General features: G+C 43.9%; 22 protein-coding genes and 1 pseudogene. All 23 read right to left on the bottom strand.

Translation table 11 applies throughout. The annotated features are described in order from the left end of the window. Positions 1 to 26: 26 nt before the first annotated feature. Entirely contained in the window at positions 27 to 1,562 is a 1,536-nt protein-coding gene (locus IEV97_RS15900) for a hypothetical protein (protein WP_188502484.1), read from the bottom strand. A 7-nt stretch (positions 1,563 to 1,569) separates the two neighbouring features. After that, positions 1,570 to 3,039 carry an oligosaccharide flippase family protein gene (locus IEV97_RS15895; protein WP_188502483.1) on the bottom strand — a complete coding sequence of 490 codons (1,470 nt, stop codon included), beginning with the start codon at positions 3,037 to 3,039 and terminating at the stop codon, positions 1,570 to 1,572. Between the two features lie 310 nt (positions 3,040 to 3,349). Then, the gene (pseI, locus tag IEV97_RS15890; RefSeq protein WP_188502482.1) at positions 3,350 to 4,393 is read right to left on the bottom strand and encodes a pseudaminic acid synthase; all 1,044 of its coding nucleotides are present in this window, start codon (positions 4,391 to 4,393) and stop codon (positions 3,350 to 3,352) included. An 18-nt stretch (positions 4,394 to 4,411) separates the two neighbouring features. Further along, entirely contained in the window at positions 4,412 to 5,890 is a 1,479-nt protein-coding gene (gene pseG, locus IEV97_RS15885; protein ID WP_188502481.1) for a UDP-2,4-diacetamido-2,4,6-trideoxy-beta-L-altropyranose hydrolase, read from the bottom strand. Further along, positions 5,887 to 6,708: a cytidylyltransferase domain-containing protein gene (locus IEV97_RS15880; RefSeq protein WP_188502480.1), complete on the bottom strand. Its 822-nt coding sequence runs from the start codon at positions 6,706 to 6,708 to the stop codon at positions 5,887 to 5,889. Before IEV97_RS15880 ends, pseG begins: the two co-directional genes overlap by 4 nt. Beyond that, on the bottom strand, positions 6,702 to 7,490 hold the full coding sequence (locus IEV97_RS15875) for an SDR family NAD(P)-dependent oxidoreductase (RefSeq protein ID WP_188502479.1): 789 nt from the start codon (positions 7,488 to 7,490) through the stop codon (positions 6,702 to 6,704). The genes IEV97_RS15880 and IEV97_RS15875 overlap by 7 nt, the downstream gene beginning before the upstream one ends. Continuing rightward, the gene (locus IEV97_RS15870; protein ID WP_188502478.1) at positions 7,487 to 8,362 is read right to left on the bottom strand and encodes an aldo/keto reductase; all 876 of its coding nucleotides are present in this window, start codon (positions 8,360 to 8,362) and stop codon (positions 7,487 to 7,489) included. Before IEV97_RS15870 ends, IEV97_RS15875 begins: the two co-directional genes overlap by 4 nt. A gap of 2 nt (positions 8,363 to 8,364) precedes the next feature. Further along, the gene (gene pseC / locus IEV97_RS15865; RefSeq protein ID WP_188502477.1) at positions 8,365 to 9,546 is read right to left on the bottom strand and encodes a UDP-4-amino-4,6-dideoxy-N-acetyl-beta-L-altrosamine transaminase; all 1,182 of its coding nucleotides are present in this window, start codon (positions 9,544 to 9,546) and stop codon (positions 8,365 to 8,367) included. Further along, the gene (pseB, locus tag IEV97_RS15860; RefSeq protein ID WP_188502476.1) at positions 9,540 to 10,556 is read right to left on the bottom strand and encodes a UDP-N-acetylglucosamine 4,6-dehydratase (inverting); all 1,017 of its coding nucleotides are present in this window, start codon (positions 10,554 to 10,556) and stop codon (positions 9,540 to 9,542) included. The genes pseC and pseB overlap by 7 nt, the downstream gene beginning before the upstream one ends. A gap of 28 nt (positions 10,557 to 10,584) precedes the next feature. Continuing rightward, the gene (locus IEV97_RS15855) at positions 10,585 to 11,820 is read right to left on the bottom strand and encodes a polysialyltransferase family glycosyltransferase (RefSeq protein ID WP_188502475.1); all 1,236 of its coding nucleotides are present in this window, start codon (positions 11,818 to 11,820) and stop codon (positions 10,585 to 10,587) included. Next, positions 11,813 to 12,856, bottom strand: a complete 1,044-nt coding sequence (locus IEV97_RS15850; RefSeq protein ID WP_188502474.1) for a nucleotidyltransferase family protein — start codon at positions 12,854 to 12,856, stop codon at positions 11,813 to 11,815. Before IEV97_RS15850 ends, IEV97_RS15855 begins: the two co-directional genes overlap by 8 nt. A gap of 2 nt (positions 12,857 to 12,858) precedes the next feature. Beyond that, on the bottom strand, positions 12,859 to 13,839 hold the full coding sequence (locus tag IEV97_RS15845) for an N-acetylneuraminate synthase family protein (RefSeq protein WP_188502473.1): 981 nt from the start codon (positions 13,837 to 13,839) through the stop codon (positions 12,859 to 12,861). Positions 13,840 to 13,850: 11 nt separating this feature from the next. Further along, positions 13,851 to 14,654, bottom strand: a complete 804-nt coding sequence (locus IEV97_RS15840) for a cytidylyltransferase domain-containing protein (RefSeq protein ID WP_188502472.1) — start codon at positions 14,652 to 14,654, stop codon at positions 13,851 to 13,853. Between the two features lie 9 nt (positions 14,655 to 14,663). Further along, the gene (locus IEV97_RS15835) at positions 14,664 to 15,719 is read right to left on the bottom strand and encodes an N-acetylneuraminate synthase family protein (protein ID WP_188502471.1); all 1,056 of its coding nucleotides are present in this window, start codon (positions 15,717 to 15,719) and stop codon (positions 14,664 to 14,666) included. Continuing rightward, complete coding sequence (locus IEV97_RS15830; protein ID WP_188502470.1) at positions 15,716 to 16,576, bottom strand: glycosyltransferase family protein; 861 nt, start codon at positions 16,574 to 16,576, stop codon at positions 15,716 to 15,718. Before IEV97_RS15830 ends, IEV97_RS15835 begins: the two co-directional genes overlap by 4 nt. A 4-nt stretch (positions 16,577 to 16,580) precedes the next feature. Then, positions 16,581 to 16,727, bottom strand: a pseudogene (locus IEV97_RS20245) (acetyltransferase); the annotation flags it as partial. A 13-nt stretch (positions 16,728 to 16,740) separates the two neighbouring features. After that, positions 16,741 to 17,205 (bottom strand): PglD-related sugar-binding protein, encoded by a 465-nt coding sequence (locus IEV97_RS15820; protein ID WP_188502469.1) that lies wholly within the window; start codon positions 17,203 to 17,205, stop codon positions 16,741 to 16,743. Position 17,206: 1 nt separating this feature from the next. Then, the gene (locus IEV97_RS15815) at positions 17,207 to 18,364 is read right to left on the bottom strand and encodes a LegC family aminotransferase (protein WP_188502468.1); all 1,158 of its coding nucleotides are present in this window, start codon (positions 18,362 to 18,364) and stop codon (positions 17,207 to 17,209) included. Between the two features lie 38 nt (positions 18,365 to 18,402). Beyond that, positions 18,403 to 19,404 (bottom strand): NAD-dependent 4,6-dehydratase LegB, encoded by a 1,002-nt coding sequence (locus tag IEV97_RS15810; protein ID WP_188502467.1) that lies wholly within the window; start codon positions 19,402 to 19,404, stop codon positions 18,403 to 18,405. Positions 19,405 to 19,429: 25 nt separating this feature from the next. Continuing rightward, positions 19,430 to 20,485, bottom strand: coding sequence for an NAD-dependent epimerase (locus IEV97_RS15805; protein WP_308419857.1), 1,056 nt, complete (start codon positions 20,483 to 20,485; stop codon positions 19,430 to 19,432). 29 nt (positions 20,486 to 20,514) lie between these two features. Further along, a complete protein-coding gene (locus tag IEV97_RS15800; RefSeq protein WP_188502466.1) occupies positions 20,515 to 21,513 on the bottom strand; it encodes an SDR family oxidoreductase in 999 nt (332 codons plus the stop codon). An 82-nt stretch (positions 21,514 to 21,595) separates the two neighbouring features. Then, a complete protein-coding gene (locus IEV97_RS15795) occupies positions 21,596 to 22,903 on the bottom strand; it encodes a nucleotide sugar dehydrogenase (protein ID WP_188502465.1) in 1,308 nt (435 codons plus the stop codon). Between the two features lie 166 nt (positions 22,904 to 23,069). Further along, positions 23,070 to 25,424 (bottom strand): GumC family protein, encoded by a 2,355-nt coding sequence (locus IEV97_RS15790; protein ID WP_188502464.1) that lies wholly within the window; start codon positions 25,422 to 25,424, stop codon positions 23,070 to 23,072. Positions 25,425 to 25,440 lie beyond the last annotated feature (16 nt).

Below are 25,440 nucleotides of genomic sequence, written 5' to 3'. Positions count from 1 at the left end.
AATCAACTTAAAGAATTACAGCCTCACTACAGTGCATGATCCTCAGAAAAATCATTTTGAAAAACTCTTGCTACGTATAGCTCTACAGATTTAACAAGTGCAGAAATATTTCTTTCAGAATTAATGCTATTGGAACCAGGAGTAAGCTTACCTTTGAATGTTATTGTATGTAATTTGATCAAGAAATCAAGAAGATCTTGTTCCTCAATTACCATTCCTTCAAATATTTTCTTTGTTGCAACCTTCAATGATTCCTCATCATCTATAAAAAAAGTACCTTTAAGTGACCTGTACCAACAACCTGGCCCAAAAATCAGAGCAGCTTTTTTTCTAGCAACAGCCTCAATACCTATAGTACCCGTTACTGTAGCAACGCAGATACTTTTATCTATCAATTCAAAGGATTGCAAAGAGTCTGAAATTAATTCTACATTGTATAATTCTTTAATTTCATAATACTGATATACAGAACGTCCCAAATGTCCATCCATCTTTGGGTGAAACTGAGAAGTATGTTCCTTTACATATATCTTAACTTCATTTGGCAATATTTTCCGTAGTAAACTTATAGCTAAAAATTGATCCACATATACTCCTCCATCCGGAGAGGTTGTTCTCTCAGGCTGATAATGTAAAGGAAAAAACACAAATGGAACATCTAGATTTGGTCTTTCAATTGATAGCTTTCTATATTCATGTCTCAGTTCTCTCTTCTTTTTTAGCCCTTTTAATTTGATCCAATATAAATCTGCTCGACTTGGCAATGATTCCTCCAGCCTTTTATCCTTCAACTTTAGAACATTCGTAGTTTTGGCCCTATCAAGCAGATTTTTAACACTCCCCTGTCTTAATAAATGAAAAAAGGTTTTATATATAGTACTAACATATCCTGACGTTTTCTGTTGTTTCATCATATACTCAGGAATACCAGCACCATAATCTCCTCTTAATTTCGCAATATACTGCTTTATAGACGCAAGTTCACTCTCTGAGGGTCCTGTATTAAGAGAAAAAGCATTCAGAGTGTCGAAGGGATTATCATAAATATCACCATATATTAGTAGCCTTAATTCACCAACAAAGATAGGTTTAAACATAAGTGTCTTTACGCCATATCGCTTTAGTACGACATACAAAATGTATTGTGCGGCATGGTGAGGCACCTCAGTAAAGACGGCTAACTCAGGTCTAAAGGTAAAATATACATTATGAGCATAATTAAGCATCTTTATCAAAAAGCTTTTTCTCTCATTGTATGAAAATGCATCTCCTGAATCTAAGCGATCCATCATCTTCATGGCTTGATCCATTTCGAAAGCATACTCTCTAATGGTTTTTTGATCAATGGATGATGGCTGAAACAGATCTATTCCATAAGGGCTTTTACCTCGTATTATATCTGTATAAGAATGTCTTCTACAGGTAGGAAAGTGATGACCTATCAAATGATCCGTCGCTGAAGTTGAAAGCCAGTATTGGGGATCCCAGCCATGATGTTGCTTCATTTCTAAAGCGAAACCAACCCAATCTTCAAGGTGGGATAGCGCATAAAGTACTCTCATTCTTGTCTTAAAAATTAAATTTCATCTTAACTGATGTAAATACACTTATTACTTCGCTTCTGAAGAAGAATAACAGAAAAGCCCCAGTAAGAGATCCTATAATTCCCGTTATTAAATGCGACAGTTGGGGATACATATAAATAAAAATAAATGCCACCAAACCACATCCACTAATTACGAACGGAATAGCTTTTACTTTACCTAAATCAAACATTTCGGGCACATAAAAACCCTTCTTTTTTACAGCAATAAAAGTACAAATCGCATATACTATATTCTTACCTAACACAGCAAATGCAACTCCATAAACACCATATAATGGAATTAGCAACATGTTTAAACCAACGGCTACAATTAAGGTAAACAGGCTAAGTAAAGGTAGAAGTTTAGATTGGTAATGATAAAATAGCAATAAGCTATACATGCTTTGATAGATCAGAGGTATAAAGGCTAAAATAAGTATAGGGAGGTATTTTATAATCTCTCTGTACTCTTCACCTACGTAAAACATTACAACTACACCTGATAAAGTAATCATAGCTAATAATGTTATACCCATAAAAAAGATCATCAACCTAAAGTTTCCACTTATTTCTTTATAGGCATTAACTTTATTGTTTGATTTGGTATTTTCAAGCAACTTCAGTATTCCCGGATTAATTGATGATTGAAAAGCATTGAGCAATATGAAAGGAATAGTACTTATCAGAAAAGCTACATTGTACTGGCCTAATACCTGCAGATTAAAATACCTTTCAATAAAAAAACGATCTAGATTTTGAATTGTTATACCCAAAAGCCCAAAAGGAATTAGAGGTAAACCATATTTGAGCATAGGTTTCAATAACCTCCATTCAAAACGCAAAGAATGCTTCTTGTAGAAAGCAATAAGAAAAGCAAGAACAATAATTCCTGAACCAGCCATTTTACCTACAATACTACCTAACGCACCTTGTTTATAAATTAATACACCTGTTACAGCACCTAAAGTCATTAATGCGAACGTGCTAATTGAAAGAATAGCAAAATATTTTAAATTTTCGCCATTTCGGAAGTATGAAAGTACCACTGCATTAAGAAGAGCACTAAAACTAAGTATAAATACATAGTGCCCATACCTGCTAAATGTAAAAAGCTTGTTCTCAAATACTAATTGAAACAACTGTTCCCCAAAAAATAGCAAGACTGTATAAGTTATCAGAGCTATTGCCACTAAAGCTATAACTGTGGTTGACAACAAAGTAGATACTATTTTACTACTTTTATAGAAGCGAAAATAATACCTGCTAAACCCACCTTTTAAACCAACATCAATAGTAACTGTAAGATAGTTTTGGAACAATGTAGCTAATGCTATTAATCCATATTCGACAGGAGGAAGCACTCTAGTAAAAAGGGGAGCTACTAAAAAATTTGAAGCTAAAGGCAAGAAACCTAATAATAGGTAAAAGGAAGTCCTTTTTATTGTATTTTTCAAGTTAAATATACTTTCAATCTATATTATAATAAGCTTATTATACTTATTGATCTAATACCTTTAAAAGGTCGAGTTACCCATCATGAGCAGTTTACACGATAGTTAGACTACAGCCACAGAAAATAATTATCATATTTAGCTTATTTAACACTTTCCTATATTGTAATACAGTTCAAAAGTAATGAAGAATACCATAAGGCACCTCACATACTCTAGACACAGTGCCTCAAATGTCGGCCAGCAAATGTAAGAATATATTACCTTGGCAGTCTTTTTATCTGCTATAGATGGCGTACCACTTTTCCATTGACTACACCAGGTCCCAGTTGAGCGGCGTTCCGGCTTTAACAGCTTTCGATGCAGGCCTTCCCAGCAGTTCCTCGTAATGCTTCGGTGCCAGGCCCAAACCCGGCCGGATGACGCGGATGTTCTCTTTGGTAAAGGCCTCGCCGGCGGCAATGTCTTTGGCTGCGTACACGGAGCGCTTGAACAGGCGGCTTTTCTCCTCTGCCCGCAGCACCCCATACTGCACATGGCCTAATGCCTGCCACGCCCTCTCAGATTCGACCACCAGCGCATGCAGCTCCTCGGGCTCCAGTGAGAAAGCCGAGTCCACGCCTCCGTCCGCCCTTCTGAGGGTGAAGTGTTTCTCTATAACGGTTGCGCCTAATGCCACGGCCGCCACGGCGGCACCCACCCCCATGGTGTGGTCCGAGAGGCCCACCTGCACGCCGAACAACTCCCGCATGTGCGGAATGGTGGCGAGGTTCGTATTTTCGGGGGTAGAAGGATAGGTGCTCGTGCACTTTAAAAGTATAAATTGCTCGCAGCTTGCCTCACGGAGCACCCGCACGGCTTCATCCAATTCTGTTAATGTGGCGGCTCCAGTGCTCATGATCATCGGTTTGCCCGTAGCGGCCACCTTGCGCAGCAGCGGGTGGTCTGTATTTTCGAAAGAAGCAATCTTGTAGACCGGCGCCCCGAGCTCTTCCAGGAAATCCACCGCAGACTCATCGAAGGGGGAGGAGAAGGCGATCATGCCACGCTCCCTAGCCCGCTTGAAGATGGGTTGGTGCCACTCCCAGGGGGTGTAGGCCTCCTTGTAAAGGTCATACAGCTCACGTCCCTTCCATAAGGAGTTCTCGTCCTCAATGGTGAGGGCGCCGGGCAGGGTCATGGTGTCGGCGGTATAGGTCTGCAGCTTGATGGCATCCGCGCCGGCGTCAGCGGCCGCATCCACAAGAGCCAAGGCACGCTCCAGCGACTGGTTGTGGTTGCCCGACATCTCGGCTATGACAAAGGGCTTATAATCTGGGCCGACCATGCGGCCGGCGATGTTGATATCGTTGATCATGTTCTTCTGTTTTACGTTTTACTTTTTGTCTCGCCCCAGCACGAAGCGATATGCCCCCGGGTGCTCCGGGTCTGGCTCCCCGTAGGAAAAGCCAGCCCTCTCGAAGGCCTTGATCGAGGGGTTGTTCTCCCGCTGCACCAGCCCCTCCACCAGGGTTACACGAGGATGGTCCTGCTTTAGCTTCTCAACACCCTTCAGCAGCACAACGTGCCCGAGCCCCTTGCCCCTGAACCCGCCGGCAATGAGGTAGCTGATGGTGGCAGTGCCCCCTGATAGGCTGAAGCGGATCTGTGCCGCAGGCTCCCCGGCGCTTTCCGCTATATAGATGGACGTGTCTTCGTCTTTCAGTCTGGCCATGAACCATGCTTGGTGGTTAGCCAAGGGAATGGGTTTTGGGTTGAAGGAGTTTTTTCGCACCTCCGAGTCATTGTTCCAGCCGAAGAGAAGCATCAAGTCGTCTTCGGTAGCCTTGCGCATGGTTATACTTGCCGCCAAAGCCATGTTCTGGAAGACTTGCCGCAGTCGTTCACCGGCGTTCCCATCGAAATACAGCCACTGTCTTGTTACCGCCTGCTCAAATGCAGTAATCAGGTCAATTTTTATACTTTGCTGCAGTTGTTCATACTTTTGCGCAATGCCGTTCTGTGTCAGAAAAGTATAAAGGTTCTCCTGGTTCTCCGCTGTCTGTAGTACGAATAGCAAGCCGCCCACAGAGGCATACTCGTAGGCCACGCCGCTGGCAGAGGTGATGGCGACGGCGCAAGTCTGCATCAGCTGACACATCTCCTCGGCGCTGAGGTTCTGGTGCAGGCTAAACTTCGGATTCTGGTGCAGCCATGCCTGTAGTTCGAATAGGTGCTGGTAAGCGCTGCCGATAATTATCTCCACCTTGCCTATGTCCTGCATGCGCTGCAGTTCCATGGCGATCCGCATGGTATGGTCATAAGGGTCGGCGCCGCCTAGGTTGAGGAAAACCCGCACATCACCCGCAGGGAAAGTCCTCTCTTCCTGTGCCGCCCGTAGAAAGGGGGGGCGGAGCAAGGCGTACTTCGGGCCGATCAAAACCCTAGTGTATGGGGCCGTCTTATACTTTGCCGCATCCACGCCACCAGCCTGGTTCAGTATGGTATCCGCCACAAACACATAGCTGTGGATATCATCGATGCAGAAAAGCTGACAGCCCTTGTTCTTTACACTTTGCTGATACGCTGTACTGAATTTGTAGCCATCCAGCACCACCAGCACGTCTTTGGTAATGTAGGCGTCAAGCTCATGTGCAAACCTGTCCTCGTCGTGGTTGCATGCTGGAAGTACAATGACGGCGTCGCAGGTTTTCTTTATCTGCTCCTGCAGCTCGTGGCTTGGGACCTGTATGGCAAACAGGCACTCAAAATCATGGCGCAGCATTTCGGCCAAGGCCAGCGAGTGCACCACATGCCCCAAGCCGATGCGGCTATTGCCGTCGGCACGGAGAATGATCCGGGGCTTTGAGTTCATCTTCGTACCCCCTCTAATTTTTGCAGCACGCGGGTATAGCCGCCTTCCTTCAATGCCTTGGCCGCGCTCTCAAACTCATCGGCCTCGGAGGCAAATGCCTGCCGCTGCTGGTTCTGTGTATTAACGTTGGCAAGCCAGCCATGCTCCTGCAACAGCTTTTCAATATCGGCAAAGCTAAAGAGCTTGTCTTGATGATATAGCTTGGCGTAGAGTAAGTTGGCCAGCGCGTAATCCGAAGGGTAGTCAACGGTGAGGCGCAGCGAGCTTAGTGCAGAAATACACGTGATAGTTTGTCTCTCAAACCCCTGCTCCCTGCGGATGTACGGCGTGACGTGTTCCCGGTCTGCAGCCTCAGTCGCCTCATTGGCAGCGCGTTCTAACGCCGAAAAGGAAACGACCTCTATGTTGGTGCCGAGCGGAAGGCCTTCCGTTATAGTGTAGTCCGCACCTGCAGCTACGTGTTGTGTAACAGCCTCGTCTATGGTCGCCGGCGTGATGAAGGGGTTGTCGCCCGTAAGCCTTACCACTACGTCCAGCTCATACTTTTGAGCACTAGTGTAGAACCTTTCCAGCACATCATCCTCCGAGCCTCTGAAGAAGTCTATCTGTTTATCCTGGCAGAAGGTATGGATGGCATCATCGGCAGGTCTTTTTGTAGTAGCTACGGCAACCGTGGTTATGCATTGCGCTGCCTTTGCGCGCGTTACCACATGTTGCAGCAGGGTAGGACCACCGCTAAAGGGCAGCGGCAGCAAGGCCTTCTTAGGCAAACGCTCCGAACCTAACCGAGCCTGTACGATGGCGCCAACTGTTACCATGCCATCCACCCTCCATCCAGCACCATGTTCTGGCCTGTCATAAAAGCCGAGGCATCTGAGGCCAGGTACACGAAAGCCCCTTTCAGGTCATCGGGTCTGCCGATGCGGTTCAATGGATTTTTCTTCTTCAGTTGCTCCACAAAGGCCTCGTTCTGCTGCACCTGTTCACTCGGGAACGGACCCGGGGTGACGGCGTTGACGGTGATATTGTACTTGCCCAAATAACAGGCGAAGTAGCGCGTGAGCTGCAGCACGCCAGCCTTGGCAGCACCGTAGTGCGGCGGGTTCAGGAAAGCGGGGCTTTCGTCGTAGATGCTGAAGTCTGGAGAGACCATGCCGTACATAGAGGACACGTTGATGATGCTGCCACCTTTGGCCTTGAAGTGTGGCACAATTTCCCGGATGCAGCGGTACACGCTGTTCAGGTTGCCGTCGATGCCAAAAGCCCATTCCTCATCGGTTAAGGCTTCCGGGTTTTGCCCCTTGGAGTAGAAGGCATTGTTTACCAGCACATCCAGTCGGCCTTCTTTTAACGCAACGGCTGCGAAGGCATCCTTTATGCTTTGGGTAAGTGAAATATTGCACTCTTGGAACCGGATGGAAGTATGCCCCTCTTGCTGAAAAGCCTCTGCGAATTTCTCCTTGCTCCGGCCCAGCACATAGACGCTTGCCCCGGCCTCTGCCAGCCCCTCCGAAACGGCTGTGCCCAGATGGCCGTAGCCGCCGGTTACCAGAGCAACTTTTCCAGCAAGGTTAAATAAGGTTTTCACGTTTGCGCTCATGCTTTTGCCCAGTTGTAAGGTAAAATAATATTCTCGTCCCGCTCCTCAAAATCCTGAAGCGAGAGTATAAGCTCTTCTGATAGTTGCGTGGTGGTGAAGGCGATGTTCTCCTCCAGTGTCTGCAGGCTCTCCACACCGACAACCACGTTTGTGATGGTTGCGTTCTGCAGCACAAAGCCCATCAGCATAGCGCCCAGCGGCAGGTCATACTTGGCCGCCACTTGCTGTAGCACTTTTACATTCGGAGCTGCCTTTTGCAGGTGCACAGGAATAGCATCCGGCCCCATAAAGTACAGGCCCTGCAGGTAAATAGAGCGCGCGTGCGTTTCTATGCCCCTGCTGCGTAAGTCCGGAAGGACACGCTCGAACCGGCGGTCAAAGACGCTGTAGGGAAACTGCACGATGTCTATGGGGGCATCGGCGTGTAAGAGCGCTACAGCCTCTTCAGGATGATAGAGCGAGACCCCGATCTTCTCCACCTTGCCCTGCGCCTTTAGGTCCTGAAGCTCAGCCAACACGGCCGGCTTGTTCTGATAGGTGCTGTAGCTGTGCAGGAGGTAACCGTAAATTTTTCCCGGCCCCAGCCGCTGCAGCGACTCCCCCAAAGCATGTTCTGTGGGTTTACCCGGTGCGTTGGGAGGATACTTCGTGATGATCCTGAAAGAGCCGGAGCCATGCAAGGCCATGCCGATGCTTGCCTCGCTTTCGCCATAGGCTGCTGCTGTATCCAGAGTAGTGATGCCTGCCTCCGCAGCTTTACCAAGTAAAGCCACTACCTCGCCCTGTGCCAGCCGCCCATGCACATTACTGATGCCGTAGTCCAGTCCGAACTGGGCGGTGCCTAAAATCAGTTTCCGTAGGTTACCTACCACACTCACCGCTGCACGAACTCCTTCACCCTCTCAATCACAAACTCCTGCTCCTGCTGCGAGAGCGAGGAGTACATCGGCAGGCTCAGGCACTCGCTGTAGTAGTGCTCGGCCGCCGGGAAATCGCCCTCGCTGTAGCCCAGGCCCCGGTAGTAGGGCATGGTGTGGGCCGGGATGTAGTGCACCTGCGCGAAGATGTTGTGCTTCCTGAGGAAGTCGTACAGGCCCTTGCGGTCCGCCACCCTGATCACGTAGAGGTGGTAGGCGTGGCCGGTCTCCTCGCCGTGCAGCGCGGCCGGGTTCGTGGACAGCGCCTCTATGCCGGCCACGCCGGCGAAGGCGTGGTAGTATACCTTGGCGATGCCCCTGCGGCGGGCCAGGCCTGCGTCAGCGCGCTGCAGCTGCGAGAGGCCCAGGGCGCTGAGCATGTCGGGGATGCGGTAGTTGTAGCCCAGCTCCTGCATCTCCATGTACCAACCGCCGTGGTGCTCCTCCAGCAGCTCCGCATCGCGGGTAATGCCGTGGGTGCGGTACAGGAGCAGCTTCTGGTACAGCTCCTCGTCGTTGGTGGTCACCATGCCGCCCTCGCCTGTGGCGATGTGCTTGACGGGGTGGAAGGAGAAGATGGCCAAATCCGCATAGCGGCCGTTGCCGCAATGCTGCTTCTCGCCCTGGCTGTCGAGGAAGTAGCCGCCCGGGGAGTGGGCCGCGTCCTCGATGAGCCACAGGCCGTGCTCGTCGGCCAGCTGGCGGAACGTCTCTAGGTTCACCGGGTTGCCGGCAAAGTCCACCGGGATGATGCCGGCGTAGTAACCGCGGGGCTTGCTCTCCACTAGCTGCCGCACCTTCTCCACGTCCAGCAGGGCTGTGGCAGGGTCGATGTCGGCGAACTCGACGGTGCCGCCGCAGTAGCGCACGCAGTTGGCCGAGGCCACGAAGGTGATGGGCGAGGTGATCACCCTTGATTGCTCGTTCACACCCAGCGCCAAGGTGCACAGGTGCAGCGCGGCCGTGCCGTTGCTCACCGCCACGGCATACTTTGCCCCCACATACTTGGCGAAGGCCCCCTCGAACTGCGCCACCTTCGGGCCCTGCGTCAGGAAATCAGACTGCAGCGTCTCCACCACCGCCTGGATGTCGTCCTCGGTGATGTGCTGGCGGCCGTAGGGAATGGGATTAGTTAGCATACGGAAAAAGTCTCGTCTACGTGTTCCTTAATCAACTCTCTCAGCTCCCCAATAGACACCCACTCCGTGTTCTCACCGGAGTTGTACTGAAAGCCCGCGGGCACTTTTTTAGCGTCAAATTGCTTTATAAAGTCCTCAACATTCCATCTTGGTATAGCCGGAACTATGGCATAATATCTTCCAAGGTCATAGGTATAGTAAGAGTCGGAAGAAGTAATCATTTCTTCGTGTATCTTCTCCCCTGGCCTGATACCTACCACTTTTTTCTCGCACTCAGGACCAATAGCCTCTGCTACATCAGTGATTTTATAAGATGGAATCTTTGGTACAAAAATTTCACCGCCCCAGGCAGTTTCTAGAGCATGCATTACCATGTCTACACCACCTTGTAAACTGATGTTAAACCTTGTCATCGTTGTGTCAGTGATAGGGAGTACACCATCTTTCTTCTTATTTAAAAAGAATGGTATAACAGAACCATTCGAACCCATCACATTACCGTAACGGACCACCGAGAATCGAATTGGATTCCAGCCTTTTATGTTATTGGCAGCTACAAATAATTTATCTGAAGCTAATTTGGTAGCACCATATAGGTTGATTGGGGCAGCTGCCTTGTCAGTAGATAATGCCACTACACGCTCAACTTCAGTTTCTAGGCACGCATTAATGATATTTTCTGCACCAAGGATGTTTGTCTTCACGCACTCCATCGGGTTATACTCTGCTATTGGCACATGCTTCATAGCAGCGGCATGAATTACGTAGTTAACGCCTTTCAATGCCCTCTTCACCCGATCATAATCCCTTACATCACCAATAAAGAAGCGTATCTGAGGATACTTATCTTGTGGAAACTCCTGGGCCATCATGAATTGCTTCTGCTCATCTCTTGAAAAGATAATCAAACGCTTAACATTTGAGTGGGTTTCTAAGATATGCTTGGTTAAAGCTTTACCTAATGATCCCGTACCTCCGGTAATAAGAATCGCTTTATCTTTGAAATTCATATGCTAAAATTAACTCTATATTTTATTGCTACAATTTGTCAGTTATATCACTTATCAAGCTCTTCCTTAATGTTTGATTATATATTGGGTTTCCATACCAACCATAATCTTGCAGCACTTTGGAAGAGACTTCAAATGCATTTTGACTATTTAACTTTGGTAATAACAGTTCATCATTTAGCAATTCCTCAAAAGTAACTACTTGAGCCAAATTATTCTCTTCGATATAAGAAAACCTCTTCAAGTCAAAGAACTTTATCAAAACTGTTGGTTTACTTAAAAAGCAAAGTATCGTGGCTGCAGAGTAGACACCAAAGCAAATTTTTGCCTCTTTTATCAGTTCTATGATAGAATATTCCTCTCTTATCCAAATAATATTATCATGAACAGGATGCCAGTCCTCTTTAAAGTTCCCGGGGTGTAGTTTCACTACTAGCTTCATACCAGCACTTTTTGCTTTCTCAGCAAGTGCTATGTATAACTGGATGTGCTTCTCTCTTGTAATGAATGATTCTCCCAAATCTCCTCCGGATAATGGTTGATCTATAAGTAGGCAGAAGTTCTGAAATTTATTTTGCAGGTTTAGAGTATTATGACTCTTTTCAAAAAATTGCTCTAGTTCAGGATTACCAACTATTTTAACTTTATCTTTAACTCCTTCTCCATCTAATTGTACATGTATTTGAGCGTTCTTCAATGAATAGCATAGATAATAACTCGGTATCCGATTTTTATCTTTAATTAGTTTAGCTGCTTTTCTGTAACTTCTTTTCCTAGCTATCAAGAGATATATAATAGTTTGAAGGTTATAAAGTAGTCCCTCAAACCCTAAAGTTTTCTTTAAAAAATGGAAAGTACTAAATTTACTCTTGGCCGAATCTTTGTCTAATAAATTCTTGTTCTGCTTTTGGAGATTTTCTAAAAGCATGTAATCCGCGTATTCATTGAAAATACCATGCTGCAAATAAAGTGTTTTAATACCTCGCTTTTTAGCTGCATAATTCAATGATATAGATAATCCGCTGGAGATGTCCATAAATATAACTGCTTGAGGAGAAATAGAATCAATCACCTCAAAACCATTCGAGTAACTATCCCAATAGTGGAAAGTGTGCCCTTTAATAAGTGGAGAGTTCTCTTCTTTAGGAGACACTTTGCTTATCCAATGTATTTCAAACTCTTCAGTAAAAATAGGTTTTAGCAGGTTAACCCATTGCTTTCTACTATAGTTAAAGTTTAGTAGAACGACCTGTTTTTTAGCCATTAGCTTTTACATGTAATTCTAAATCGCTTTTTCCCTTTTCATAGTCCTCTGGCTTTCCTATATCAAGCCAATACTCATCAGTATTGAAAACTTTTAACTTCTTCATACCATGAAGTACTAAATCTTCAAATAGAGTAGGCATGTCATAATAACATTTTTTGGGAATCCACTCAACTATTTCAGGATTTAATACATACATTCCTGTATTAATATGATAGCTGTACTTAGGCTTTTCTTTCAAGCTTAAAAGAGAATTTTCATCATTAAATTCAACACATGCATAGGGAACTTCATGTTGGTATCTCTTTACACACATTGTTGCATCAGCTTTGCTTACTATATGATAATTTAAAAAATCGTCATAATCTATAGTTGCCAGCACATCACCATTAACAACAAAAAAGGGAAACTTCAAATCAAAATCAATCAAGCCTAATGCACCAGCTGTACCTAGCTTTTTCTCTTCTTTGGTATAGATAACTTCTATACCGAATTTCTTACCATCGCCAAAGTAGTTCTCAATTACATGCGATTTATAATTGACACAGAATATAAATTTGTGGAATCCCTGTGATCTGAAGTGCTCTACTATTCCTTGAAGTATGGGCTTACCTCCAACTTCTAACATTGGCTTAGGAGTGTCTTTCGTCAAATTACCTAAACGACTCCCCAAGCCACCTGCCATAATAACAACCCAATTCGGCTTAGGTTCTACCTCAAAATCATCAAGAATAACTACTTCAATAAGTCTTTTATTTTCATCAACTAAAGGCATATGCCTTCTATGCAACTTCCTTAGTTGCTGCTTCACTTGTTTATGAGGAGTCAAACATGAAGCAACAACTGGATTTCTATTTATTAAGCTTTCCACTTCAAAGCTCTTATTAAGAATTGCTCTCCTCAAGTCCCCATCAGTAATGATTCCGATCAAGATGTTATCAGTGTCTACTACAGGGAGAAACCCATTACCATTTTTATCGAGCAGCCTAATTGCTTCCTCAAGCGTAACATCATTGGTATAAGTTAACTTCTCCATATTTACTTTAAAGAATTTTTGCTGATGATGTCATCCTTATCAATATTAACAACTGCAGTTTTACCTACTACTTCATATATATTTGTGAACCCTAACTGCTTGTCTATCATTTTAGTGGTCAGCATTTCCTCCGTAAGAAGGGTTCCAACTTTTACCTCCTCTTTTGCTACTATTTGTTTTTGTCTGTTTCTGTAGCTTAATTCAGATTGTGTGAAAGTAAAAGATGTGGAGGTGTCTACAAGTATATTTTGATTGATATACTTCAGACATCTTACGATTTCCTTAATTTTCTCAACAGATACAGCAGACTGAAAGTCAACACGTTCAACTCCCTCTTCTATAGCTATATGTTTTTCAAAGATAGTGGCACCTAGCAACCTGGCATATTCATTACTCGATATTGCAAATGGATCATCAAAAGCCGAATGATCAGCGTATCCTATTTCAAGGGAAGGAAACAGCTCTTTAAGCTTAGTAATTTTACCTAATTTTATGTCTTCGAGCCTACTTGGAAAAGACTGAAATCCCACCATCAAAATTTTTAGCTGCTCTCCAAAAAAAAGAGATTTTTCTATTATTTCATCTATGCTTCTGCCTCCTACTCCTAATATTATTGGAGTTCCTGTTTCTTTTATTGCTTCCAATAAAATATCATCACTAAATGAAACTGAGTGAATATCAATATATTTCACTGGGAACTCCTCTATCAGAGCCAAGGCCTCCTCATTCAGGGGCATCAATATGATGTCAAGGCCATTCTGCGTAGCTAGTGTAAAGACCTCTCTCCAATGGCTTAAGCTAAAACAGTAATCTTTAAGCGAGTTATAGGCGGAATGTTTTGTACTAAGAAAGTCATCAATATTAGTTAGAACTTGAAACTTTATTCCATCGGCACCTGCTTCTTTTCCAGCTATCACTAATTCTTTCAAATAGTCTATATCGCCTTCATGATGAAATGCAGTCTCTACATATAAATAACTCATAAGGAAAATGGTTAAAGTTGAACTGACTGAGATATACGTCTATCCATATCTTTTTTGAATTCAGTATAGCTCACTTTTTTATTATAAGGCAGCTTTACCTCGTCTACCGCTTTTATTTCAGCAAAAGGAATTGAAATTTCAGCGTTTGTGTATAGAGCAAGAATGTCTTCCAACATAATTTCTTCTGGAGCCTTTTCCTTTAGAACCTCTACCACTCTCCGAGTTCGCACAAAGTCCTGTTGTGTATCAACTGTTACACTATAGTGGGAATAGTCTGCTACGTAAGGAATGATAACTCCGCACTTGAAATTATGTGGCTCAAATAAATAAAGCATCATATATTCACTTACATCTGGATCCATCATTTCATTACACCTTAGGAGTGCTTGATATTTTATCACCTCTGTTGTTGCACCTACAGGTACATTAACAAGCCTCACATAATCTAACTCCTCCTTTTCTATCATTTCTACTTGAGTAGAAATATGTTCAATCGAAGTGAAAGGATTGTCCCCGGTAATCCTGATTAGATAATCTGCATTTGTTATAGCTCCTACTTTAAGCATTCTCTCTATCACTTGATCAGCTGATCCTCTATAGATATTTATGCTATTTCTTGACGCTACATCCTCAAGGATGTCATCAACTGGCTCTGTAGAAGTGCAAATAAAGATTTCATCAATTTCTTTTACTGATTTCAGCCTATTGATCAAAAAGTCAAGGATTGACATGCCATTACCAACATCTCTTAATACCTTTAAGGGTAACCTTGTTGAAACTGTTCTTGCTATGATGCAGGCGACTACTTTTACCATCAGCTTATGTTAAATAATATTGTCCCAAGTCAGCAGCGAATCTTCTGCTACATCCTTCTTCAATGTTCTCCCAACCAATTGGTCCATTAAGTCGGGGGATATACCTGTTCCAGGCCTTTTACTAGTAAGGTCATCCATTGTAAGAATATGCCCTGCTTTGAGCTCTTTTAGGGTAACAATACTTCTTCTGAATTTAAGTTTTTTCTCTTGCTCAGCCTTGGATACTACTCTTGTGTATGAACCTAAAGATTTAGCTATGTTCTTCGATTCATAGCAAATTATAGTCATTTCAGCAGGATCAGCTGAAATTTCATGATCCCAACCAGGAAGATCTTTATCAGTTGTAAAATGTTTCTCAATTATACATGCACCTAGTGCCACACTTGCTAGCGGGATAGAATACCCAATAGTGTGATCTGAGAATCCAACCGGAACACCAAATGTCTTTTGCATCATAGTGATGTTGTTTAGGTGTATGTCCTCGTAAAGTGGCGGATAAATTGAAATACAGTGTAGTAAGGATACATCATTACACCCATTTTTATAAAGTGTGTTGAGCGCGTTCTCTATCTCGGCAAGTGTGGCCATCCCTGTAGAAACAACAACTGGCTTATTCTTCTGGGCCACATAAGACAACAGTTGAAGATTATTTATGTCCATAGAAGCTATCTTATAGAATGGAACATCTAATTCTTCAAGCAGATCAGTTTCTTCTTTAGAAAAGGGAGTAGAGCAAAAGTCTACACCTTTATCAGCACAGTATTGGTTCAATTCGAAATGCTGTTCCCTTGTAAGGTAATACTTCTCAATCATTTCTTTAAGAGACCCAAAATGCTTCTTTGCAGAATCATTATACTTTTGGTTCCTATCGTATTCCTCCTTCGATACAAGAGATGTAGGGGTCCATGACTGAAATTTAACAGCATCTGCACCACAATTGATCGCTGCATCGATCATAAATTTAGCTAGTTCTATATCACCATTGTGATTGGCTCCAATTTCAGCAATTACGTATGGTTCGCAGAAATTATAGATTTCTTTTCCGTTTATTTTAATGCTTTTCATATCAAAGTATTTGTTTCTTCCCACCAAAATAGATTTAAGTTTTCCTTTCTAATTTTATTTAATGATGATTCTACCCATGAATCATTATTTAAGGCAGCTTCTTTCATGTGTAAATGCCTTTGTAACTCCTGCTCGAAACTATAACCCATTTTAACAAGCTCAGAATAAAATTCTATTTTGCAATTTATCGTTTTTAGTATTCTTGCCTGCGTAACTTTTTTTAATCCTATAGTATTATTACTATGCTGTCGATAACCTACAGTACCTTGCGCAGTAAACAAAGCCTTCTTTTCGTTACGTACTAACTGAGAAAAGAAAATCCAATCAGGCGCCATTATATTCGGATATGCTCTGAAAGAGGGAAGCTCAATATCTAATCTTATGCCACAGTTTCCAAACCCGATTATGTTTTTATCTACTAAAAAGGCTGGCTCAATGATAAAATTTTCACCCAGCCTCCTTGACCAGTAATTTTTTTCGACAACTGTTCCCTCCTCGTTAAGAATGTCTAAGTCATTACATACTATTGAGTAGTGATTTAATGCTTCTACAACTACCTTAACTCTATTAGAGCTAAGGGTATCGTCAGTATCAGAAAAAATTAGCTTCTCATACCCTCTATTGGTAAGTTCTTTAATGGCTTTAACTCTTATTTCAAATGGAAATCCTTTTAAAATGATTACATCTTTTATTAAGTAGCTTTTGTTACCTATTACACCTGTTAAATCTCCAGCACCATCATTTATGATTATTAAATCAAAATCAGCAGTTGTTTGCATTTCTACTGAAGCTAAAAAGCTACCGAAGAAGGGCAAATTGCCAGGAAAAATAACTGCTACAACTGCAACTCTATCCATTTTTCTAATATAGGAACCTCCCAGGATTACCAACTACTATTTTGTTATCAGGCACATTATTGATAATAACTGTACCAGTTCCTAACTGAACATTCTTACCAATTCTTATACTCTGCTTTGCTACAGAATTTGCTCCAATAAAGCTCCCTTCACCAACACTTACATTACCAGCAAGAACAGCCCCGGAGCAATGTGTGTGTTATTCCTATTATGCATTCATGCTCAACAACTGCACTCGTATTGATTATAGCTCCCAAACCTATTTTAGCTAAAGGATTTACTACTGCAACAGCGGCAACAAAACTTCCAATGCCATTAGTTGCCAATTTTGATACCGTACTTGCAGGATGCACAATTAAAGCGATTACAAATCCTTTTTTATTAAGATGTTGAATTACTATTCTTCGGATAGAATTATCACCTATACTGACAGAGAAGCTTGCACCGCTTTCGCTTATTATAGATAATGCAACTTCATTATTTACATCGCCAAGGTATTTTAAGTTATATGGATTAGTCTTACTTTCATTTTTGTCATAATAACCAATCAATTTATATCCAATTTGGTTGATGGCATCAGCTACAACGAAGGTATGACCTGAATATCCAAATAAAGCAACTGACTCCATGTTAAATTCTCACGCTACTCGGAATATTAACTAACCTTCCCTCAATACACTTACTTACAGTTAAATCATCATGGAGGCTGTTCTGGAACATTGGTAACTTATGCATCAGAGTCCATACTGGTCGGGACATCACTCCATTACTGTTCACTTCCGTCAAAAATGAATCACGTGCTTCTCTGTCTTTCAGTAGAATTGCATTCAACCAATAGTTGGCTTTCGCGTCTAATTCTTCTGTTACAAATTCTATTCCTTCTACCTTCTCAAAGAAATTTTTATAATTTTCAGCTAACTCCCGTTTATTTTCTATAAAAGCCGCCAATTGCTCCAATTGAGCGCAAGCTAATGCTGCATTTAGATTTGGCATGCGATAATTATAACCTATATAATCGTGATTAAACTCCCAAGCATGTGGCATTTTTGCTTGGGTGGTCAAGTGCTTGGCAAGTTTAGCAATACATATATCGTTGGTTACAATTGCTCCCCCCCCACCACACGTCACTGTCTTGTTCCCATTGAAACTGAAAGTACCCAACAAGCCGAAGTTGCCTGTATGTTTGCCTTTATAATAGCTGCCTAAAGACTCTGCAGCATCCTCAACTAGAGGAATATTCCACTCATTACAAATCTCTGCTATTCGCTCTATCTCACATGGGAATCCAAAAGTGTGCATGGGCACACAAGCAGCAATCCGGTTTCCTGTCTTGCTGTTAATGGTTACTCCATCTACTTGTTTACCATGTTGCTGTAAAAAAAATTCCAATCTCTCAGCTGATAAACCCAGTGTCTTCCTATCTATATCCAGAAACACAGGTATAGCTCCTATATAGCTGATGGCGTTGGCAGTAGCAATAAAAGTCAAGTCCTGAGATAGCACCTCTTCTCCTTGCTTTACGCCCGCTACTATAAGTGCCATATGCAAGGCAGCAGTCCCATTTACTGTGGCAATAGCATATTTTGCCCCTGTGATCTCCTGCATCATTTCTTCAAAGCGATTCACATAAGCGCCAACAGAAGAAACAAAAGTTGAGTCAATGGCATCCGCTACATACTTCTTCTCATTTCCCATGAACCTTGGCTCATGTAGGGGTATGAAGTCTTGGTTAGGAAATTGAGATTTTATATACTGTATGATGTGGCCATACTTAGAAGATTGCCCCATAAAGAAAGTTCTTAAGTTTGATTACCTGAAGTAACAGGTTAGATATTATAAATGTCAGCTTTGTATTGGCGAAGGTTCTCCTTGTTTCTGAACCACTCAATTGTTTCGGCTAGACCCTCTTCCAAGCTATACTGCATCTCCCAATTTGTATGACTCTTAATTTTCCCATTGGCACCATACAAACGGAATACCTCGCTTTTCTCAGGCCTTAAGCGGACATTATCTTGAATAATTCTGGCTTCAGGGTTTATTTGATTGACAAGACTTTGGGCAAGATCTCCAACTGTTATTTCAGACTCAGTTGCGATATTACAGTCTTCTCCTATCAGGCTATCAGATTTTGCGATTTCAACAAAACCATTGGCTGTGTCTTTCACAAAAAGCAAATCGCGTGTAGGTGTAAGGTCCCCTAATTTGATCTCTGTCCTACCCTGCAGCAACTGTGTAATAATAGTAGGTATAACAGCTCTGGCTGATTGGCGTGGCCCATAAGTATTGAAGGGGCGTACTATCGTGAGTGGCAAGTTAAAGCTTCTATAAAAGGAGTCTGCAATACAGTCAGCACCTATTTTAGACGCTGAATAGGGCGACTGGGGTTGTTTTGGATGATTTTCATCGATTGGGATATACTGGGCAGTACCATATACCTCTGAAGTAGAAGTTACTAGAACTCTCTCTACACCCAGATCTTTGGCAGCCTGCACAATATTCAGCGTACCTTTTACATTGGTATCTATGTAACTATCAGGTGAGTGGTAGCTAAAAGGAATAGCTATCAAAGCTGCTAGATGGAACACTACGTCTATGTCCTTCATAGCAGTACGCACACCATTAGGATCTCTTACATCTCCCGAGAAAATATCTATTTGTGAGAGCTTATCTTTCGGAAAATTATCCAACCATCCCCAGCTATTAAAGGAATTATAATAAGTAAAGGCTCTTACTTGGCAGCCTTCTTCTAGTAAACGCTCTACCAGATGGCTTCCAATAAATCCATCTGCTCCTGTTACTAATACTTTTTTATTCTTTAACTCAGCCATTACGTATAATTAAAGTCTTATTATCTTAATTAGTGGCATAAAATGCTTTATACCATCTTACAAATTCATCAATCCCTGTTCTTAACTCTGTCTTTGGCTGATAATTAATGTCTCTAATCAAATCGTCTACGTCAGCCCAAGTTGTTAAAACATCTCCAGGTTGTAGTGGGAGGTACTGCTTCTGAGCCTCTTTTCCGATTGCATCCTCTAGTGCATCAATAAAGTCTGTCAACAGTACAGGAGATGAATTTCCTATATTGTAGATCTTATATGGAGCTTGTGCTTGAAGTCCATTCTCATCGTTATTTTTTGGCCTACCTGTAGCCACTGCAGGTTTATTAATAACTCGTACAACCCCCTCAACAATGTCGTCTATATAAGTGAAATCGCGCTGCATCTCGCCGTTATTAAATACTTGAATAGGCTTACCCTCCAATATTTTTCTAGTAAATAAAAAGAGAGCCATATCAGGCCTACCCCATGGCCCATAAACAGTAAAAAACCTGATTCCAGTAGTAGGGATACTGAACAAATGACTATAGGTATGCGCCATCAGTTCATTCGATTTCTTTGAGGCTGCATATAACGATATTGGATGATCAATCTTATCATCAGTTGAGAAAGGGACCTTAGTATTAGTTCCATATACGGAACTCGACGAAGCGTAAACTAGGTGTTTAACGGGGTAATACCTGCATGATTCTAAAATATTTAGAAAGCCCTGAACATTTGATGAGATATATTCATCAGGTTTTTCTAAGGAGTATCTAACACCTGCTTGAGCAGCTAGATGCACGACTGCATCAAATTTTTCAGTTTTAAATAATTTAAGTAAAAACTTTTTGCTCGTTAAATCCTCTTTGACGAATCTATAACTAGCAAACTTATTACTCTGTACTAGTTTTCCCTTTTCAATTTTATCCTTCAGGATACCCGCTTCCTCTAACCTTCCATATTTGAGACGGACTTCGTAATAGTCATTTATATTATCATATCCAACTACTTCATCGCCACTCTCTAGCAGTCTGTTAACTAAATGAAATCCTATAAAGCCAGCACTTCCTGTAACTAAAATCTTCATCTTTTGAATCTAATATGATTAATTCTCAGTTAAGCCTTTAATCTTGGAAGCTCTCTTAGATACCAATTATAAGCTATTCCTAACCCTTCCAGCACCGAAAAATCAGACGCATACCCGATAATTTCACTCGCTTTGCTGATATCAGCTAAGCTATGGCGAACTTCCCCATTCCGTTCTTCCATGTACTCCGGAGCCACCTTAATCCCGGTGATCTCCGTGATTCTATTCCACAATTGATTCACCGTGGTGCGCTCGCCATACGCTATGTTGACCACCTTATGCTCATCTATTGCTTCAGCCAGCAGGGCTTTGACGTTGGCCTGCACGGCGTTCTCCACAAAGGTGAAGTCACGGCTCGTCTCCCCATCCCCGTTGGTATAAGGTGCTTTGTTATCAAGTGCAGCTTCTATAAAAAGTGGTATTACCGCCGCATAGGGCCCCTTCGGGTTCTGCTTTGGCCCGAAGACGTTGAAGTAGCGCAGTCCAATAGTATGGAAGTCGTAGGTCTTGGAAAAGACACTCGCATACAGCTCGTTCACATATTTCGTTACTGCATAAGGGGACAGCGGATTGTCGATCTGATCCTCTATTTTCGGCAGGACCGGGTGGTCACCGTAGGTGCTGGAACTGGCAGCGTACACCATGCGCTTGACGCCTGCATCTCTTGCAGCCACGAGCATGTTAAGAAAGCCGCTGACGTTGACCTCATTGCTTGTGATCGGGTCGTTAATGGAACGAGGAACAGAGCCTAGCGTAGCCTGATGCGATACATAATCCACTCCCTCCAATGCCCCGCAGCAGGTCTCCAGATCGCGGATGTCCCCCTCCATCAGCTCGAAACTTGGATTGGACTTGAACTCCCCGATGTTGGCGAGGGAGCCGGTTGAGAAATTGTCCAACACGCGCACCTTGCCTGCGCCGTACTTGAGCAGGTACTCGACTAAGTTGGAGCCGATTAAGCCCGCCCCACCTGTAACGAGGAAGGTTCTCTGGCTGAGGTCTTGTGTGTGGTATTGGGTGTCGTACATTTTCAAATGTTGAGTAAGTTTAAGAGTGATTCCACCACCCCTAACCCCTCCTTATCCAAAGAGGGGGATTTTCGCACCTTTCCTATAGTCTGGCATCGGAGAGCTCTTTCGGCAGCACGCCCTTCACGTCGTAGATCACGGCCCTCTCTTTGCAGAGCTTACTGAGGACAAGGGTCCTGAACTCGTCGTGCGACACGGCCAAGATGATGGCGTCACAGCCGGTGGTGCCGTTGAGCTCCTTTACTGAGTCCCAGCCGTACTCGTGCTTCACCTCGGCTGGCTCAGCCCAGGGGTCATAGATGGTAATGTTGGTGTCGTAGTCCTTAAGCGTGCGCAGGATGTCGACCACCTTGGAGTTGCGCACGTCCGGGCAGTTCTCCTTGAAGGTGATGCCCAGCACCAGGATGTTTGCGCCCTTCACCGGGATATCCTTCTTGACCATGAGCTTGATCACCTCGTGGGCCACGTACTCGCCCATACCGTCGTTCAGACGGCGACCGGCCAGGATGATCTCCGGGTGGTAACCGGCCTCCTGCGCCTTCTGGGCCAGATAGTAGGGGTCCACGCCGATGCAGTGGCCGCCCACCAGCCCTGGCTTGAACTTGAGGAAGTTCCACTTGGTGCCCGCCACCTCCAGCACCTCGTCCGTGTCGATGCCCAGGCGGCTGAATATCTTGGCCAGTTCGTTGACGAAGGCGATGTTGATGTCGCGCTGGGTATTCTCGATCACCTTGGCCGCCTCGGCCACCTTAATCGAGGTCGCCTTGTGGGTGCCGGCCGTGATCACGGCCCTGTAGAGCGCGTCCACCTTCTCGGCCGCCACGGGGGTGGAGCCGGAGGTGACTTTCAGGATTTTGGCCACCGTATGCTCCTTGTCGCCCGGGTTGATGCGCTCGGGTGAGTATCCGGCGAAGAAGTCCTGGTTAAACCTCAGCCCAGACACGCGCTCGAGCACCGGCGCGCACTCCTCCTCGGTCACGCCTGGGTACACAGTGGACTCGTAGATGACAATGTCGCCCTTTTTGAGCACCTTGCCCACCGTCTCACTGGCCTTGTAGAGCGGGGTCAGGTCCGGTCTGTTGTTTTTGTCCACTGGCGTGGGCACGGTCACGATATAGTAGTTGCAGTCCTCGATATTCGCTAGGCTGTGAGAGCAGTAGAGCCCTTTATCCAGCGGGTTGCTAACAAGTACGGCATTAAGGTTTTCGGCCTCCACCTCTAGAGTGCGGTCGCGCCCCTCGTTGAGCTCCCGCACGCGGGTCTCGTTTATGTCAAATCCTACAGTGGCGTACTTCTTTGCGAACTCAACTGCCAGCGGCAGGCCCACATAACCCAGGCCTATGACGGCGATCATTGCATTCTCTACACCTGTAGTATCTGTTGTCGGCATTGTCTTGTGTTATTGTTGTTTTATTTTCTATTCTGAGTTGGGGAATGCTTGTCCTCCCCTGTCCACTTCAAAGGGGGTCTGCTTTGCACGAGATCCTCCCATCCTTGAAGTGTTAGATTAAGTAATCGTCATTTACCCCTCATTTCTTAGAAAGAGGTTGGGGAGGTTACTTCACTAAATTCCTAATCCTACTCCCCAGCCCTTTCGAGTCCTCCTCATAATAGTTGCCATAGCCGTAACCGTAGCCATAAGAGTAACCATAGCTATTGCCCTTCTTTGCATCATTTAGCACGATCATTGGGTGCTTGAGTTTACGAGACTTGTATAGATCGTCTATTATTTGCAGTTGCTTTTTATGCGTGTAATTATAGCGCACAATATATAAGCTGGAATCGATGTAAGGTGCTAATGCCAAAGTATCAGCTACCTGTCCGACTGGAGAAGAGTCAAGGATGATAAAATCGAAGTTTGCTTTTAATTCATCCAACAGCGTCCCAATCTTTGGTAGCAACATCAACTCGGCTGGATTCGGAGGAATTGGACCTGAACCAATAATAGCTAGTTCTGGCATTTCAGGCACAAACTGGATTAGACTTTCGATCAGCACCGTATCAGATATCAGATAGTTCGTGATACCAATATTATTTGGCAGGTTAACACCCTGGGTCAATTTTGGCTTGCGGAGGTCGAATCCGAGTACTACGACCTTTTTACCTGTCATGACCAAACTGGCCGCTAAGTTAAGGCTGAAAAAGGTTTTGCCCTCCCCGCTCATACTGGAAGTAATCAGAATAACTTTATTCTCTTTGCCTCCGGCAGCGAACTGTAGATTAGCGCGTAATAGTCTGAAAAGTTCAGCACTGGAACTACGGCTTTGCTCAGAGATAACCAGCATTTTCCCAGAGCCGTTATGTCCAATTTCACCTAATATTGGGGTGGTTGTTGCTTTCTCCACATCTCGCAGTTCCTGCACGGTATCATTGAGCATATCGCGTAGGAAGATGCCTGCAAATGGAATAGCCAAGCCTGCTAAAAGTGCCATTAAGTAAATATTAGTAGCCAATGGTTCAACTGGGCTTCCTTCAGCCGTGGCAGAATCAATTACGCGGGAGTTAGAGGGGGTGATAGCCTGGGAGAGAGCTGCTTCTTCACGTTTCTGCAAGAGGTAAAGATACAAGCCTTCTTTTATCCCCTGCTGCCGACCGATTACCTGCAAATCACGCTGCATAGAAGGTACTTTACGGACTTGTGACTCAAACTGTTGGGCACTTGCTTGCAAATTACGTCGAACGATCAATAATCCATTTTTGATATTTTGCAGGTTCTCCAGAATGTTAAATCGCAAAGTTTCTAATTGCTCGTCAACATTTCGTACTAATGGGTTAGTTTCGGTATTGTTTCGCAACAAACGTTGGCGTTGGTTTTGCAACTCGTTAAAGTTTGCAATAAGGCCGTTAAGGGTAGGGTCTGCTATATCAAGGCTGGTAGGAACTAATTCAAACCGATTTTCATCTTTTTTCAGATAATCTTCGATAGAACCAAGAATATCCAATCTGATTTCATTTTGAGTGACTTGCTGATTATACTCATGGGCAGTACTAGAGTAAACACCTCCGCTAGCAGCCACATCAATCATTTTATTTTCCTGCAGATATTGGACAACTTCTTTCTCAACATCTGACAATTCCTGCGTAAGGTATACTAGGCGATCGTCTATAAACTCAATCGTCTTTGTAACAGCTTGATTTTTTTCGTAAACCGACTCCCTGTTGTATACTTCGATTAACTTATTAAGAATATCTTTGCCCTTGGCTGGTACTGGGTCCGTCAGACTAAGTTCCATCACTGTTGCATATTCATTTACATTTTTGACACCAAGTTGACTGCTATACTTAGCAGCTAGTTTGCGTAAATCATTGAAACGAACTAACACCCTTCGGCCTTTATCGCTCGTGACTTCGGAGTCTGCTACTACTGTAAAAGCTCCGTACTTTTTCTTGATCTGCTCACCAAATTTATGTGTAGAAACCTTATCCTCCCCTTCAAAAATGCTAAAGGTATTATTGTCTTCTACCTCTATTACAAAGCTACGGCCAAAACCTGCAGAGTCTAGATCAGCGATCACTACTTCAATAGGACTTCTTCCGCCGTACAGTTCAGGTGACTTGATACGTCCTTCGCCAAAGTAGGAAACCTCTAAACCCAACTCAGAAAGCACACGTTCCATGAGGCCTTTGGATTTAATCACCAAAACCTCATTAGAAAAAGTCTTATTCGACTTCATTAGCGCCATATCAGCGAACATAGCACTGCTCGCAAGGTCGGCACCGCTTTCGTCCTTTATTAGGATTGTCGCTTTAACACTATAAACCGGTGTTGAATACCGTAAATACAAATGAGCGGTAGCAAGGGCAAGGGCCACTCCGATCACAAAAAGGTACCAGTACCGCAGGTATTTCATGACCAAGCCTTTTATATCTAAAGGCTCACTGCTGTCTTCCTGAAAATCGAATTCGGACATTTTATAAAATAGGAAG

The sequence above is a fragment of the Pontibacter amylolyticus genome (assembly GCF_014638845.1).
In the GTDB taxonomy this organism is placed as follows: Bacteria; Bacteroidota; Bacteroidia; order Cytophagales; family Hymenobacteraceae; genus Pontibacter; species Pontibacter amylolyticus.
This window is presented reverse-complemented; position numbering and strand designations above follow the sequence as displayed.